At 62.7% G+C, this 14,216-nt stretch carries 14 protein-coding genes; 3 read left to right on the top strand and 11 right to left on the bottom strand.

Annotated elements, in window-relative coordinates; genetic code table 11:
• The first annotated feature begins 5 nt into the window (after positions 1–5).
• Positions 6–557 carry a toxin-antitoxin system YwqK family antitoxin gene (locus tag P3T40_RS21725; protein WP_429269784.1) on the top strand — a complete coding sequence of 184 codons (552 nt, stop codon included), beginning with the start codon at positions 6–8 and terminating at the stop codon, positions 555–557.
• A 4-nt stretch (positions 558–561) separates the two neighbouring features.
• Here the strand turns inward: P3T40_RS21725 and P3T40_RS21730 are convergent, their stop codons facing one another.
• Positions 562–957: a DUF4280 domain-containing protein gene (locus P3T40_RS21730; RefSeq protein ID WP_429269785.1), complete on the bottom strand. Its 396-nt coding sequence runs from the start codon at positions 955–957 to the stop codon at positions 562–564.
• A 233-nt stretch (positions 958–1,190) separates the two neighbouring features.
• On the opposite strand from P3T40_RS21730, the gene P3T40_RS21735 reads away from it, so the two are divergent.
• Entirely contained in the window at positions 1,191–1,652 is a 462-nt protein-coding gene (locus P3T40_RS21735; protein WP_429269786.1) for a CHRD domain-containing protein, read from the top strand.
• Between the two features lie 71 nt (positions 1,653–1,723).
• Here the strand turns inward: P3T40_RS21735 and P3T40_RS21740 are convergent, their stop codons facing one another.
• Together P3T40_RS21740 and P3T40_RS21745 are read right to left on the bottom strand one after the other, a co-directional pair.
• The gene (locus P3T40_RS21740) at positions 1,724–2,416 is read right to left on the bottom strand and encodes a cytochrome b/b6 domain-containing protein (protein WP_429269787.1); all 693 of its coding nucleotides are present in this window, start codon (positions 2,414–2,416) and stop codon (positions 1,724–1,726) included.
• Positions 2,417–2,465: 49 nt separating this feature from the next.
• Entirely contained in the window at positions 2,466–3,788 is a 1,323-nt protein-coding gene (locus tag P3T40_RS21745; RefSeq protein ID WP_429269788.1) for a TIGR00366 family protein, read from the bottom strand.
• Positions 3,789–4,043: 255 nt separating this feature from the next.
• Between P3T40_RS21745 and P3T40_RS21750 the strand changes: the two genes are divergently transcribed.
• Positions 4,044–5,102 carry an aldo/keto reductase gene (locus P3T40_RS21750; protein WP_429269789.1) on the top strand — a complete coding sequence of 353 codons (1,059 nt, stop codon included), beginning with the start codon at positions 4,044–4,046 and terminating at the stop codon, positions 5,100–5,102.
• A gap of 146 nt (positions 5,103–5,248) precedes the next feature.
• Here P3T40_RS21750 and P3T40_RS21755 read toward each other — a convergent pair whose 3' ends face one another.
• The 8 genes from P3T40_RS21755 to P3T40_RS21790 form a co-directional block, all read right to left on the bottom strand.
• Complete coding sequence (locus P3T40_RS21755; RefSeq protein ID WP_429269790.1) at positions 5,249–6,436, bottom strand: porin; 1,188 nt, start codon at positions 6,434–6,436, stop codon at positions 5,249–5,251.
• Between the two features lie 349 nt (positions 6,437–6,785).
• The gene (locus tag P3T40_RS21760; RefSeq protein WP_429269791.1) at positions 6,786–7,811 is read right to left on the bottom strand and encodes a substrate-binding domain-containing protein; all 1,026 of its coding nucleotides are present in this window, start codon (positions 7,809–7,811) and stop codon (positions 6,786–6,788) included.
• Between the two features lie 215 nt (positions 7,812–8,026).
• Complete coding sequence (rbsB, locus tag P3T40_RS21765) at positions 8,027–8,971, bottom strand: ribose ABC transporter substrate-binding protein RbsB (RefSeq protein WP_429269792.1); 945 nt, start codon at positions 8,969–8,971, stop codon at positions 8,027–8,029.
• A 210-nt stretch (positions 8,972–9,181) separates the two neighbouring features.
• Positions 9,182–10,135 carry an ABC transporter permease gene (locus P3T40_RS21770; protein ID WP_429269793.1) on the bottom strand — a complete coding sequence of 318 codons (954 nt, stop codon included), beginning with the start codon at positions 10,133–10,135 and terminating at the stop codon, positions 9,182–9,184.
• Positions 10,136–10,250: 115 nt separating this feature from the next.
• On the bottom strand, positions 10,251–11,789 hold the full coding sequence (locus P3T40_RS21775; RefSeq protein WP_429269794.1) for a sugar ABC transporter ATP-binding protein: 1,539 nt from the start codon (positions 11,787–11,789) through the stop codon (positions 10,251–10,253).
• Positions 11,790–11,880: 91 nt separating this feature from the next.
• On the bottom strand, positions 11,881–12,279 hold the full coding sequence (gene rbsD, locus P3T40_RS21780) for a D-ribose pyranase (protein WP_429269795.1): 399 nt from the start codon (positions 12,277–12,279) through the stop codon (positions 11,881–11,883).
• The gene (gene rbsK, locus P3T40_RS21785) at positions 12,276–13,166 is read right to left on the bottom strand and encodes a ribokinase (protein ID WP_429269796.1); all 891 of its coding nucleotides are present in this window, start codon (positions 13,164–13,166) and stop codon (positions 12,276–12,278) included. Before rbsK ends, rbsD begins: the two co-directional genes overlap by 4 nt.
• A 258-nt stretch (positions 13,167–13,424) precedes the next feature.
• Positions 13,425–14,210, bottom strand: a complete 786-nt coding sequence (locus P3T40_RS21790) for a glycosyltransferase family 2 protein (protein WP_429269797.1) — start codon at positions 14,208–14,210, stop codon at positions 13,425–13,427.
• Positions 14,211–14,216: the final 6 nt, after the last annotated feature.

Here is a 14,216-nt window from a genome sequence, read left to right on the forward strand (position 1 = left end):
ACGTGATGAACAAACCTCAGGATGTGAGCGTGGCGCGCGGCGAATCCGGTGTCGAAGGCACGCTGGTGGACGGGGCGCTGCACGGCCTCACGCGCATCTACGCGGACGGCGTGGTGCTGGCAATCCTGCGCTATGTGCATGGCCGCCTCGGTGGTCCGGCGACCCTGCTCTATCCTGACGGCACACCGTCCGCGCAACTCAACTACGCCGACGACAAGCTCGATGGCAAAGCGGTGTACTACGCGCAGGACGGTACGGTGCAACGTGAGGCGCATTATGTGCGCGGTGCGCTGAGCGGCGACAACAAGACTTATTTGCCGGACGGCAGCTTGCTCGAACACGCCAGATACCGGCAGGGCAAGCTGCACGGCCTCTTCGAGCGCTTTCACGGCAATGGCCAACTCGCCGAGCGGCAGTTGTATGGCGCGGGCAAGCCGGTCGAGCCCGGCGAGCGCTATGCACAGGATGGCCGGCCGCTCGATGCCGACGGCAAGCCGCTATCACGCTGGCGCCGCTGGTGGCGCATGCTGCCCGGCACGGCGCCCGCACCACAATGAGCACTCAGGGCACGAACGTGGTGACCTGCCCCGGTTGCGCCACCTTGATGACGCCACCCCATGCGCAGATCAGCGTGCCTTGCGCATCGAGCGCGGGGGCTACGCCCATCAGCACGGTCGGCGCGCCGCCCGGAATCCACGGCGCGGGGGTAACGGGCACGCATGGCATCGGCGTAAACACGCCGAGCGCCGCCGCGGTGGCGGCGATCACCGTAGGGTTAGCCGTGCTCTGGCACATCGCGAACGGTGTGATATTGACGATCGGAATGGAATCGACCAGCGTTGCAGCCGGCACGCCGCCGACCATCGTGCGGTTGGTCGGCAACACGTTCAGCACACTGGGGGCGGCGCCGAACGAGCATTGCAGTGTGGCGCCCGCGCATACCTGTAGATTTGCCATAGGGCCTCATTGACACGGAATCGTTCACGAAGCGTGATGCATTGGGCCAAGTCTACTATGGGCCTATGTTCGATGTTTCTTTCCAGGAATGCTAGAAAAACGCCCTCCCTCGCTCCGTTGCGGCGGGAAACGTGTCGTTTTCCCGCCTGGAGTTACCGCCGGGTTGCGCCTATCCTTGTCTCACACCACGGCACTCACATCTGCAAGGTGACACCCAAAACGGAGAAAATCAAATGACAGTTTCGATCTCGCGTCGCGTTTTCATGCTTCTCGCCGGTCTCGCCCTCGCGGGCACCGTTAGCCTGGCTCAAGCGGCCCCCGTCTCCTTCACCGTACCGCTCTCCGGCGACCAGCAAGTCCCGCCCGTCCAAACCTCGGGCAGCGGCACCGCCAACCTCACTTACGACCCCAGCACGCACGTCGTGACCTGGAACATCACCTTCAGCGGTTTGACGGGTCCGGCCACCATGGCGCATTTCCACGGGCCGGCCCCAGCCGGTAAAAACGCCGGAGTGAAAGTCTGGATCTCGCAAAAAGGAAACATGGATGTGACGAGTCCGATCAGCGGTCAAGCCACGCTATCCGCGGACGACGCCCAGATGTTCGAAGCGGGCAATATGTACATCAACGTCCACACCAAGGCCAATCCGGGTGGCGAAATCCGCGGCCAGGTGATGCCGCCGAAGGGCAACTGACGCAAGCGTTGACGCCGCGCTCTCGCCTATAGCGGCCGTTTGCAGTCTTTGGCCTGGAGGTCGAAACAGGCTCAGAGATAGACCGCGAGCAGGATCACCACCGCTGCGCCGATCAACAGCAGAAGCAACGCCAGCAGGATAGGCTTCTGCCGCGGTGCGGCGACGGTGGTTGGCAACGGCTTGTAGCCGCTCAGCATCGGCCGCAGCAGATTGTGTCCCTTCACCACCGCGTAAAGCGCGATCACCAGCACGTGCAGCGTGACCGCGGCCAGCAACACGTCCCACACCACAGCATGCGCCGTCGAAATGGCGTCGGCGATCCACGCCGGCACCTTTTCGCTGAGCGGGCCTTCGTCTGCGACTTCGTTGTAGACGTACAGGCCGCTGAGCGTTTCCGTCAGCAGTAACGCGAGCAGGAGCAACACCATCCAGCCGCCCGCCGCGTTGTGGCCCACCTGCAGATCCGGCTCGCGGCGAAACAGATGACGCAGATGCCGCACCGCTGACTCAGGTGACGCCACGAAGCTGCCAAACCGCGCGGTCTCGCTGCCGAAGCAGCCCCACAGCAAGCGGAACAGGACAAGGGCCAGCAGCGCCTCGCCGATTCGCACGTGCCAGTCCATCCAGTTCAGCTTCAAGGTTGCATAAGCCCCGGCGACCAGCACCACCACCAGCCAGTGAAACAGCCGCGTCGGCGCATCCCACACGAGTACGCGGCGACGAACCGGCTGCACCGGCGGCGTAACAGGTTCGTCAGCGTTCATGAGCCGCGCCTCCCGAGGCAAGCGTCTATAGCAATGCAGAAGAAACTATCTAGAAGAGATACAAACCCGCAACGAACACGACGCCCGAGAACAGCAGCGCGGTCACGCAATAGCCCATGATGTCACGCACGCCAAGTCCGGCAATCGCCAGCGCCGGCAGCGCCCAGAACGGCTGCGCCATGTTGGTCCACGCCTCGCCATAGGCAATCGCCATGGCCGATTTGCCGAGGTCCGCGTGGAGCGCTTGCGCTGCCGGCATCACGAAGGGACCCTGCACCACCCAGTGGCCGCCGCCGCTCGGCACTGCGAAATTGATGACCGCCGAGCTCAGGAACGCCAGCAGCGGGAAGGTGTGCACGTTGGCAATATCCACAAACCAGCGGGTAATCACGCCGGCCAGCCCCGAATGATCCATCAGCGCCTGAATCCCGGCGTAAAACGGAAACTGGATCATGATGCCCGAGGCGCCCTTCGCGGCCACGCCCACTGCCCGTGCATACGCCATCGGCGTCTTGTGCAGCACCATGCCCGCGGCGAGGAACACGAGGTTCACCGTGTCGATATCGAGCGTAAACCCCTTCTGTACCGTCCGCACGACGAGATAAACCGCGCACACGAGCGCGACCAGTATCGCCAGCACGCGGCTCTCTTCGAGGCGCTCGGCCAGTGTGGCATCGGCAGGCAATGTGCGTTCCACCGAAGGCGGGTCCTCGAGCAGTGCCGGGTCCACGGCTACCACGTCTTCGGGCTTCGGCATCATCAGCCGCGCGAGAATCGGCAGGAGCACGATCAGACCGAACGTGATGAAGGCGTTGTAGCCGGTAAAGATGGTATGCGAGACCGGGATCAGACCAACGGTCTTTTCCAGCGGATTGCCCTTGGTGGCCGCCACCAGCGGCACCGATCCCGAGAGTCCGCCGTGCCACGTCAGAAAGCCCATATAGGCGCTCGCCACCAGCAGGCGGTAATCGGTGCCCTTCACCCGCCGCGCGACTTCGCGCGCGAGCATCGCACCCAGCACGAGGCCGAAGCCCCAGTTGATGGCGCACGCCACCGCGCCGCAAAACGCCACCAGCATGACGCCTTGAGCGGGCGTGCGCGCCGAGCTTGCCAGCGCCACCAGCAGCCGCTTGACCGGTCCCGAACTGGCGAGCGCATGACCGGTCACCAGAATCATCGCCATCTGCATCGAGAAAGCCAGCAGGTTCCAGAAGCCGCCACCCCACATGGTCACCAGCTCGGCGGGCGCCTTCGGCGTCAGGCTGAAAGCCAGCACGAATGTCGCGATGGTCAGGAAAATCGCGAAGATCAATGGGTCAGGCAGGACGCGATGGACCACCTGGGTAAAAAACCGCGAGATACGTTGAATCAACTGTCTACTCCTCATCACCGAAAATATTCTTGGTGGGCGGATTAACGTCACAGCGCGCATGCATTGCGCTGCATTTTTTGTTCGCCCACGTCCCCGGCCGCGATTCTTGCATGAAATGCAGGCCTTTGCTGTGGAACGCACAACAGTCTTGTGCGTTCCATGCGGGGGTATTCGTAGCAAACTTCGCTTTGGCGCCCCGGGCACGAGGTATGCGGCGCCACTCCAGCAACAACACTCACAGGAGATTGTTCGATCATGGAATACCGTCAACTTGGCCGTTCAGGCCTCAAGGTGTCGACCGTCACGCTCGGCACAATGACAATGGGCGGCAAGGGAAAATTTGCGAGCGTCGGCGAAGTGGGCCTCGATGAGGCGCGCCGGCAGATCGACATGTGCATCGATGCGGGCGTCAATCTGATCGATACGGCGGACGTCTATTCGAACGGTGCATCGGAGGAGATCGTCGGCGCGGCGCTCGACGGCAAGCGTAAAGGCGGAGTCCTGATCGCGACCAAGGCGCGTTTTCCGATGGGAGACGGGCCGAATGATCGAGGGCTGTCGCGGCATCATCTGATCGAGTCCTGCGAGGCGAGCTTGCGGCGCCTCAGGACGGATGTAATAGACCTCTACCAGGTCCACGAATGGGACGGGCTCACGCCGCTTGAAGAGACGCTCGAAGCGCTCGACATGCTGGTACGCCACGGCAAGGTCCGCTACGTGGGCTGCTCGAATTACTCGGGCTGGCATCTGATGAAAGCGCTGCATGTGAGCGAGCGCGATCGTCTGCCGCGCTTCGTGAGCCAGCAGATCCACTACACGCTCGAAGCGCGCGAGGCCGAGTATGAACTCGCGCCGGTGGCGCTCGATCAGGGGGTGAGCATTCTGGTCTGGAGCCCGCTTGCCGGCGGGCTGCTGTCGGGCAAGCACCGCCGTAACACTACGCCAGAAGGCACGCGCCAGCTCGCGGGCTGGACCGAACCGCCGATTCGCGATGAGGAACGGTTGTGGTCGATCGTCGACGTGCTGGTGGAAGTGGCCGGCGAGCTCAACGTCTCGGCCGCACAGGTCGCGCTGGCATGGACACTGGGGCGGCCGGCGGTAGCCTCGGTGGTCATCGGCGGGCGCAACGAGACACAACTGCGCGACAACCTCGGCGCCGCCAACCTCACGTTGAGCGCGAGCCAGCGCGAACGGCTCGACAAGGTCAGCGCCCCGCCTCTGCTCTACCCCTACTGGCATCAGCGGAATACCGCAAGCGATCGCCTCAGCGCGGCCGATCTGTCGCTGCTCGGACCGCATCTGAAGAAGGCGTAACCTGCCTCGCGTGCTAGCGGCAGAGCCGTCTTGCACGCCAAGCAAAACAAAGCCGATCGTCGGCTCACGCTGACGACCGGCTTTTGCCTCTCAGGCCCAGCTTTCGCTACGAGCGCTGAAGCTTCAGTTGCTGCTGCGACACACCATCAGAACTTGTGGCGCAGACCGACGCTAACCAGTTCCTGCGTGTTGGTGCCGCCGTAGCCATACGAACCCACGGATGCCTGGGCGGCCACCACGGCAGTGCCGTCCGCACTAAGCGTTTCGCCGCTGGCGTGTTGGTATGCCCCCACCAGATACACGTCGGTGCGCTTGGACAAGTTGTAGTCCGCGCCAATCGAAACCTGATGGTAGGTCGCGCCGGTGTCGCCGCTCGACTTCGTATAGCTGTAGCCGACGCCCAGCAGGATGGCCGGCGTGGCCTGGTAGTCGAAGAAGCCCTGGCCCGTGTTGAATTTCTCCGTCGAGGCGAAGGCCGATTGCCCATCCGACTTGTACTGTGCGTTGCTGTAGCCTGCGCCGAACGTGAACGGACCGGCCACATACTGCGCCGCGACGCGGGCAATGTTGATGGACTTCGCGCTCTGCAGGCCGAGGTTGATCAGCGAGCCGTCGAAAGTGCCGTCAGAGGTGCTGGACCAGCCCGAGCCGGTCGCCGTCGAAGCCCGCACCAGGCCGTCCACCGTCTCATTGTCGGCCACGAAGTAACCCGCCGCGATCGAGATCGGGCCGTTGTTATACGCCGCAGCCGCCGACCAGGTCTGCCCCGAGCCGGTTTGTCCCGCGACGCCGCCAAACGCATACATGCCTTCGACCTGCAGGCCCGAGAACACCGGCGACACGTATTTGATCGCGTTGTTCGTGCGGGAACTGTTGTCGTAGTTGTCGACGTCGCCTGCGGTTGCGAACGTGCTGCCGAAATAGTTATCGGCCGTGATGCCCTGCACCAGATCGACGAGCGGGTCATATTGGCGGCCCAGCGTGAACGTGCCGTATTGATCTGCCGTCAAACCCACAAATGCCTGACGACCGAACAGGCGACCGCCCTGCCCCAGTCCCCCCGTGCTCGGGTTAAAGCCATTTTCCAACTGGAAAATAGCCTTCAGACCGCCGCCCAGATCTTCCTGGCCTTTCAAGCCCCAGCGGGTACCGGAAAGATCGCCGTTACTCGCGTTGCCGACCGACCATTGGTTTTGGCCGGCCGCATTGGCGTTATGAACAAACGTAACGGCGGTATCAATCGTGCCGTAAAGCGTGACACTGCTTTGTGCGTGCGCTGCGCCCGCAGCACCTAGCAATGCCAGCGAGAGAGTGGAAAGCGCTATTCTTTTCATCATTTCTCCGTGCCGATGAATGATTCAGTTATTGCGAAATGGACAATAACGCGCCGCACTCTTCCGGAACACTGAAAAATATTACCTGTCGCGAAAAGTTGACAGGGTAAAAGTCTTTACAAAACAATGATCTGACGGACTATTGCTGGGGAAGAAATACTCATTTGACGTAAAGGCCAGTATTACTGCGCTATTAGCCATAATGCAAAAGTCTTTCTTCACGACGTCTATTCATTATGTTTTTCACAAGAAAGCACAATGAAATATTCGCGCAATGTTAAGTTGAACGAGCGAATTGGCGTTTAACCAATATCGCTCCGCAGTTGACGATCTGTTTAAGTGAACATGCTTATACCGGTGCGCCGGGCAGGCGCCGGTAATGGATATGGGCGGGCACCTGAAACGAATCGGGATGCGCATTGCCCTCGAGCATCGAGAACACGCAGCGCAGGCTGTGTTCGGCCAGTTGACGGCTGTCCTGCACGATGGCGTCGATGGAAAGCGGCAGGCAGTCGAGCAGTTGATGATCGTCGAACGACATCAGTCGGCCAGGCGCCTGCGTGAGCTTGTGAGCCTCGCTCATGAAGGACAGCGCCCCTTCCAGCAACGTGATCGAGCCGGCGAAGAGCGCCTGCGGGTAGCGCCCGTGCGTCGTGAACCACGCTTGCATCAGGGCGTGGCCGGATTCGCGCTGGAAGTCGCGCTGGTGGACCCAGTCTGCCCCTTCGTTCAATCCATGCGCGGCCAGTGCCTGACGATAACCCGCCAGACGGTCGCGGCTCGCCGAGAGTTCCGCCTGACCGCCGAAGTACACCACCTCGCGTACGCCCTGCTTGAGCGCATCGCCAACCAACGTGGCGACGATTTCGGTCGCATCGGTCACCACATACGGAATCTGGCTGTCCTCGACCCGGCGGTCGGCGAACACGAGCGGCAGACGCTTCACCCACTTCTGGTAGCGCTCTGGATCGGCCGTGCACGGCACCACTACAAGACCGTCCACCTGGTGCGAAACGAGGTGAGCAATCCCCTCGGTTTCGCGCACCGGGTCTTCGTCGCTCGTCACCACAACCAGCTGACAGCCGTACTGTCCGCGGCATTGCCATTCCATCGCCTGAGCCAGCGCGGAGTGCACGGAGTTGGTGAGATCGGGGATGACGAGGCCAATCGTATTGCTGCGGCGCGAGCGCAGCGCGCGTGCCGATTGCGACGGCGCGAAATGGTGTTCCTTCGCGACCTGCAGGACACGCTCGACGGTGGCCGCGGAAATGCGATAGCGCTCGGCATAGCCGTTCAGCACCATGCTTGCGGTGGTGCGGGAAACGTTCGCCAGGCGGGCGATGTCGTCAATGGTCAGACGCTCGAACTGGGTCACGCAGGCTTCCTCGCGGCAGATGGTCGACGCCCTCGATCACGAAGACCTGGCATCGGCCGCCGCGGCGCGATAGCAATGGCCGACGCGGCGTGCGCCGAACAACAGGTAGTGGGGGGAGAAACGCCGCCACACCGGTTTGCGCCGGGTGGCGGCCTGCACTGCATCGACGTTGATTTCAGTGCCAGATGGTACTACGGGGACGCGCGGCTGAAAACTTACTGCTTGTAGAGATTCAGCGGCACCGGGATGAACTTGTCCACGGCCTGGCCGTCGATCAGCTTCTTCGCGGTCTGTACGCCGTACTGACCAATCAGTTCCGGCTGCTGCTGCACGGTCGCTGCCATCGAGCCGGCCTTGACGGCGGCAATGGCGTCGTCGGTGGCGTCGAAGCCCACCACGGCCACGTTCTTCAGACCGGCTGCCTGCAACGCCTTGACCGCGCCGAGCGCCATCTCGTCGTTCTGCGCGAACACGCCCTGAATGTCCTTGTTGCTCTGGATGATGTTTTCCATCACCGACAGACCCTTGGCACGATCGAAGTCAGCCGGCTGCTTCGTGACGATCTTCACGCCGCCCTTCGCATCCACTTCGGTATCGAAGCCGGCGCCGCGCTCGTTCGCCGCGGACGAACCCGGAATGCCCTGCAGTTCGACCACGTTGCCCTTGCCGCCCAGCTTGTCGACGAGGAAGTCCGCCGCCATCTTGCCGCCGGCCTTGTTGTCGGAGGCAATGTGCGAGCTGACCTCGGCGCCGTTCACGCTGCGGTCGAGCGAGATCACCTTGATGCCCTTGTCGGTCGCTTCCTTCACGACGTTGGCGACGGCCGACGAATCGGTCGGGTTGATCAGGATCACGCTGACTTTCTTCTGGATCAGGTCTTCGACGCTGGCCTGCTGCTTGGCCGGGTCGTTCTGCGCGTCCACGGTGATGAGGGTCACGCCTTCTTTCTTCGCCTCGTCTTCAGCGCCCTTGCGCAGCGAGACGAAGAACGGGTTGTTGAGCGTCGAGATCGACAGGCCAACCGTGACGGCGCCGCCTGCTGCCGGTGCGGATGCGTCGCTCGCGCCCGCTGCAGCGGTGGTATCCGGGCCTTGCTTCGAACAGGCGGCGATGCCGACCACCAGCAATGCTGCAAACAACGGGGAGATAATTTTCTTCATTGTCGTCCTCCTGAGTCCTTCAGGTAAGTTGCGGTAGAGTGTGACGTGGATCATTTAGGGGTACTACGCGGCTTGCGCCGCTACTTCGGTAAAAAAATCGGTTTTCGGCCGGCCTGTTACTACGCTGTCGGCGAGCACAACCGCTGCAGCGTGTGAGCTGCCGCGCTCATGGCGACGAGCGCGGCAACCAAAGTGGCAACTGAGACGCTCTTACTTCTTGTTGCCCCGGTCGATCAGCACAGCGAGCAGAATCACCCCGCCCTTGATGACCTGCTGATAGAACGACGAGACATCCATGAGGTTCAGGCCGTTGTTCAGTACGCCGATCAGCAAAGCGCCCACCAGCGTGCCGAAAATCCAGCCGCGTCCGCCCGTGAGGCTGGTGCCGCCCAGCACCACGGCTGCGATGGCGTCGAGCTCGTAGCCCGTGCCCGCGGTCGGTTGCGCTGAATTCAGGCGCGAGGTCAGCACGACGCCGGCAATCGCCGCCATCACGCCGGAGATGGTGTACACCCACAACTGGATGCGATCGACCTTCACGCCCGAGAGCTTGGCCGACTCCGCATTGCCGCCCGTCGCGTAGACATGGCGGCCAAACACCGACTTCTTCAGCACGAACCAGAAGACCGCGAACATGATCAGCATTAGCACGACCGGAATCGGCACCAGCCGCGCCACGTAGCCGCCGCCCAGCAGCGAGAAGAAATCGCTGTTGAAGCTGCTGATCGGGCTGCCGTTGGAGACCACCAGCGCGAGGCCGCGCAGCACGGTCATCGAGCCGAGCGTCGCAATGAACGGCGCCACCTTGCCTTTGCTGATGACGAGGCCGTTGGCGAAGCCCATCACCCCGCCGGCTGCGATGCCCGCGAGCGTCGCCAATACGGCCGGCGTGCCGCTTTGCATGAGGCTCGCAATAATCACTGATGAGAGCGCCAGCACCGAGCCCGCGGACAGGTCGATGCCACCCAGCAGGATCACAAGCGTCATGCCGAACGCGATGAGCGCGTTGATCGACGCCTGACGCATCACATTGAGCAGGTTGTCGAGCGTCAGGAAGTTGGGGCTGATGATGGACAGCCCCACTGCGATGACCAGCAACGCGATGAATGGCCCGAGCTTTTGCAGCGTGGCCTTGGAACTGGGTGTCATGGTCAATTGCGCCATTTCGTTTCTCGCTCGTGTCTCGATCTCAGCGGTTCGGGCCGCCGTCACAGGGTTGAACAGTGGCGTTGCCGCCTCGCCGTTCGGTGGTTGTTCAGTGGATCACTCGGAAATTCGTTCAGGCCGCTGCCGAAGTTGCGGCAGTTGCACCCGTTGCGGCAGTTGCACCCGTTGCGGCATTGCCGCCGGTGGCCGCCGTCATGATCAGCTCCTGGGTTGCGCCGGCCGCTTCGAAGATGCCGTTCTGCTTGCCCTGATGCATCACCAGAATGCGATCGCTCATGGCCAGCACTTCCGGCAATTCCGACGACACCATCACGATCGCCACGCCCTGCGAGGCAAGCTGATTGATGATGGTGTAGATCTCGGCCTTGCCGCCCACATCCACGCCACGGGTCGGTTCGTCCAGCAACAGCACCTTGGGCGGCTCGGCGAGCCACTTGGCGAACACCACCTTCTGCTGATTGCCGCCGGAGAGCGACTTGACGTCCAGTTCGGCGTCGCGGGTGCGAATGCGCAACTGTTTGATGAGGTCTGCGACGGCCGCACGTTCCGCGGCGTCGTTCACCACGCCGAAGCGCGCGTAGCGGTCCAGATGGACCAGCGTCGCGTTTTCGCGCACGGACATGCCGAGCACAAGGCCCTGGCTTTTGCGGTCTTCGGTGACAAAGCCGATGCCGGCGTCGATCGCGCCCGACGCGTCACGCACATCGAGCGTGCGGCCATCGAGCTCGATGGAACCCGCCGTCTTGCGGTTGACACCGAATAGCGTGCGCAGAATCTCGCTGCGGCCCGCGCCCATCAGACCGGCCACGCCGAGCACTTCGCCGGCGCGGACGTCGAATGAAATGCCGGCGATGTTGCCGTCATCGGCGAGGCCTGACACCTTGAAGCGCACTTTGCCTTGCGTATGGGCACGCTTCGGGAAGCGCTCGCCCAGCTCACGGCCCACCATCAGGCGCACCACTTCGTCGAAACTGGTGTCCTTCACCGCGCGTTCGCCGACGAACTTGCCGTCGCGCAGCACGCTGACCTTGTCGCAGATGCGGAAGATTTCTTCCATCCGGTGCGAGACGTACACCAGCGCGACACCGCGCGCCTTCAGGGCAAGCATGATCTCGAACAGCGTCTCGATCTCGCGATGCGTCAAGGCGGCGGTCGGCTCGTCCATCACCAGCACGCGTGCATCGAGCGAGAGCGCCTTGGCGATTTCCACGAGTTGCTGCTGGCCGATCGAAAGGCGCCCTGCTTCGGCTTGCGGATCGATGCGCTCGGCGCCAACCATGTCGAGCCACTTGCGCGACTGCTTGCGCATCGCGGCGGAATCGACCACGCCAAAACGGCTCGGCTCGCGGCCGAGAAACATGTTCTCCATCACCGACAACTGCGGAATCAGGTTCAGTTCCTGATGGATGATGGCGATGCCGGCACGCTCGGCGTCAACGGTGTGGCGGATCTGCGCAGCCTTGCCGTCGATCAGGATCTCGCCCGCGTCGGCCTGGTAGACGCCGCTCAGAATCTTCATGAGCGTCGATTTTCCCGCGCCGTTCTCGCCCATCAGTGCGTGAATCTCACCCGCGCCGATATTGAATTCGACACCGTCGAGCACGCGCACAGGACCGAACGCCTTGCCGATGCTCCGCATGGTCACTTGCATGACACGCCTCTTTCAGAAATGCGCCCGGCCGCGTTGCGTCCGCTTGCCTCAAAGAGAGCGGCGTGACGCAAAGCGGCAGGTTGGCGGGCGCTCAAAATATCACGCCCGAATGCAGGATCACGTTCGCGTACGGACTGCATTCGCCCGTGCGGATTACGGCTTTCGCCTGCTGGCAAAGCCGCTTGAATTCTTCGTGCGGCACGTCGTCGATGGCGATCTGCGCGTCGCGCAGTTGCGTCATGCGCTCGGCCACGGCGGCGTTTTGCGTCAGGCATTCACTCGCGAACACGACACGCTCCGCCTTGAAGTCGGCCAGCACGCTGTCAAGCACGTCGAAGAAACCGGGCACGCCGAGCGTGAGCGAAACGTCGATGCATTCGACGCCATCGGGAATCGGCAGGCCGCAGTCGGCAATCACGACGCTGTCGGTATGACCCATGCCGGCCAGCACGCGCGCGATGTCGCGGTTCAGGTGTCCGAGTTTTTTCACGATTGAGCCTTCAGAAACTGTTCGAGTTCGGCGAGCGTGGGCATGCCGCCCTGCGCGCCCGCACGCGTGACCGACAAGGCCCCTGCTGCGTTGGCGCGGCGCACGGCCTCGTTGGCACCCAGATGCCAAAACGCGGCAAGCGCGCCGTTGAAGGTATCGCCAGCACCGGTGGTATCCACAGCGTCGACGTTGAAGCCGGCCTGGTGCACCAGCTCGCCGTCTGCGCGCGTGAAATAAGCGCCGTCGGCGCCGTGCGTCATCGCAATGCGGCCCGGCATGCGCTTCAGAACCTCGGCCCAGTCGGCGTCTGCGGTTTGCAACGCGGTCGCGAGCTCATGCTCGTTGGGCGTCAGGAGGCTCGTCAGTTCGATCAGTTCGGCGGGCAACGCGACCGCGGGGGCCGGGTTGAGGAAGAATGGTTTGCCGAGACGGCGCGCAATCTGCGCGGCGTGCAGGACCGTGGCGAGCGGCACTTCGAGTTGAGCGAGCACGACGTCTGCATCGGCAAACGCCTTATGGGCGCGGTCGAGGTCGCCCGGCGAGAGCTCATGATTGGCGCCCGGCACGACGAGGATGGCGTTGTCGCCGCCGGTCAGCGTGATCGAGGCAATCCCGGTGGCTTCGCGGCCGGTGAAGACCCAGCGGGTGTCGATGCCTTCACGGGTCAGCGTCGCTTTCATCACATCGCCGAACGCATCCGCGCCGACGCAACCTATCATCGTGACCTCGGCACCGAGCCGCGCCGCGGCGACCGCCTGGTTGGCGCCCTTGCCGCCGGGATACGTGGCGAAGCGCGTGCCGAAAAGCGTCTCGCCCAGCCGCGGAAACACATCGGTTGTCACCACCATGTCCATGTTGATGCTGCCTACTACGACCACCCGTGCCATACCGCTCCTTACGACTGCCTAACCCGCGTCCGAACGCAGGCGTTAATTTTTGCCGTGCTAAAACGTAATCAGCTTTGGAGCGGATTTATACCAGAGCGATCCGCCGGACGGAAGATGACCCAGGGTTTAACCGGATATGGAGCGAGTGAGTTGAAAGCGGTGGACCAGCGGAGGACCTTGGCCGCATGAGCGTGGGTGTCGCTTGGGCGTGTAGCCTTGCTGTGTGCTGGCGCTCAGGCGTATCTCACGGCCGCGTGATCAGCTACGCCGCTGCTCAAGACGTTGCCCGAGGCGCTGCGGAATCAGCAACGGCAAACGCAGCAGGAAGCCAACGAAAAGCCGCAGATGCATCCAGGATAACAGCAGGTTGTCCCGCAGGTAGTTGAAGTGCGACACGCCGCCCTCGTCGGCGCGGAAATAACGCACGGGCGCTTCGATCTGGATAGGCCGCACGCCTTCCCAGCACAGACGCACGGCAGCTTCCGGATCGAAATCGAAGCGGCGCATCCAGACATGACGGCTCATCACGTCACGCAATGGCCCGACCGGATACACGCGAAACCCATACAGCGAATCTCCGATGCCCGACCACAAGGTTTCGAGGTTAGCGAAGGCATTGGAAAGACGCCGCCCATAGACGCGCGCTTTCGGCGCTTTCGCGTCGAACTTCGGCAGGCCCAGCACCATCGCATCGGGCTGGCCCTTCGAAGCGGACATGAAACGCGCGATCAGATTGGCGGGATGCTGGCCATCGGAATCCATTGTCAGGACGTGCGTGAAGCCGCGCCTCGCAGCTTCCTCGATACCGATCAAAACGGCTGCGCCTTTGCCTTGGTTCTCGGGCAGCACGATCACATGCAAGCCCGCATCCTGCTCGGCCATGGCTAGTAAACGCTCGGTGCTGCCATCCGTGCTGCCGTCGACGATCACCCACACGGGGCTCCAGTTCTCCCGCGCGCTACGCACGGTGTCATAGACCTTTTCCCCGGGGTTGTAGCTCGGGATTAGAACCAGATGAGTCGACGATGGGCCGGTTGTGCGCATGGAAAC

The sequence above is a fragment of the Paraburkholderia sp. EB58 genome, from assembly GCF_050436665.1.
Taxonomy (GTDB): domain Bacteria; phylum Pseudomonadota; class Gammaproteobacteria; order Burkholderiales; family Burkholderiaceae; genus Paraburkholderia.

What these genes read in the sequence shown, in the direction of transcription:
- P3T40_RS21725 (WP_429269784.1), top strand. Translation starts at nt 6, where the DNA reads ATGAACAAACCTCAGGATGTGAGCGTGGCGCGCGGCGAATCCGGTGTC.
- P3T40_RS21730 (WP_429269785.1), bottom strand. Translation starts at nt 957, where the DNA reads ATGGCAAATCTACAGGTATGCGCGGGCGCCACACTGCAATGCTCGTTC.
- P3T40_RS21735 (WP_429269786.1), top strand. Translation starts at nt 1,191, where the DNA reads ATGACAGTTTCGATCTCGCGTCGCGTTTTCATGCTTCTCGCCGGTCTC.
- P3T40_RS21740 (WP_429269787.1), bottom strand. Translation starts at nt 2,416, where the DNA reads ATGAACGCTGACGAACCTGTTACGCCGCCGGTGCAGCCGGTTCGTCGC.
- P3T40_RS21750 (WP_429269789.1), top strand. Translation starts at nt 4,044, where the DNA reads ATGGAATACCGTCAACTTGGCCGTTCAGGCCTCAAGGTGTCGACCGTC.
- P3T40_RS21755 (WP_429269790.1), bottom strand. Translation starts at nt 6,436, where the DNA reads ATGAAAAGAATAGCGCTTTCCACTCTCTCGCTGGCATTGCTAGGTGCT.
- rbsB (WP_429269792.1), bottom strand. Translation starts at nt 8,971, where the DNA reads ATGAAGAAAATTATCTCCCCGTTGTTTGCAGCATTGCTGGTGGTCGGC.
- P3T40_RS21770 (WP_429269793.1), bottom strand. Translation starts at nt 10,135, where the DNA reads ATGGCGCAATTGACCATGACACCCAGTTCCAAGGCCACGCTGCAAAAG.
- P3T40_RS21775 (WP_429269794.1), bottom strand. Translation starts at nt 11,789, where the DNA reads ATGCAAGTGACCATGCGGAGCATCGGCAAGGCGTTCGGTCCTGTGCGC.
- rbsK (WP_429269796.1), bottom strand. Translation starts at nt 13,166, where the DNA reads ATGGCACGGGTGGTCGTAGTAGGCAGCATCAACATGGACATGGTGGTG.
- P3T40_RS21790 (WP_429269797.1), bottom strand. Translation starts at nt 14,210, where the DNA reads ATGCGCACAACCGGCCCATCGTCGACTCATCTGGTTCTAATCCCGAGC.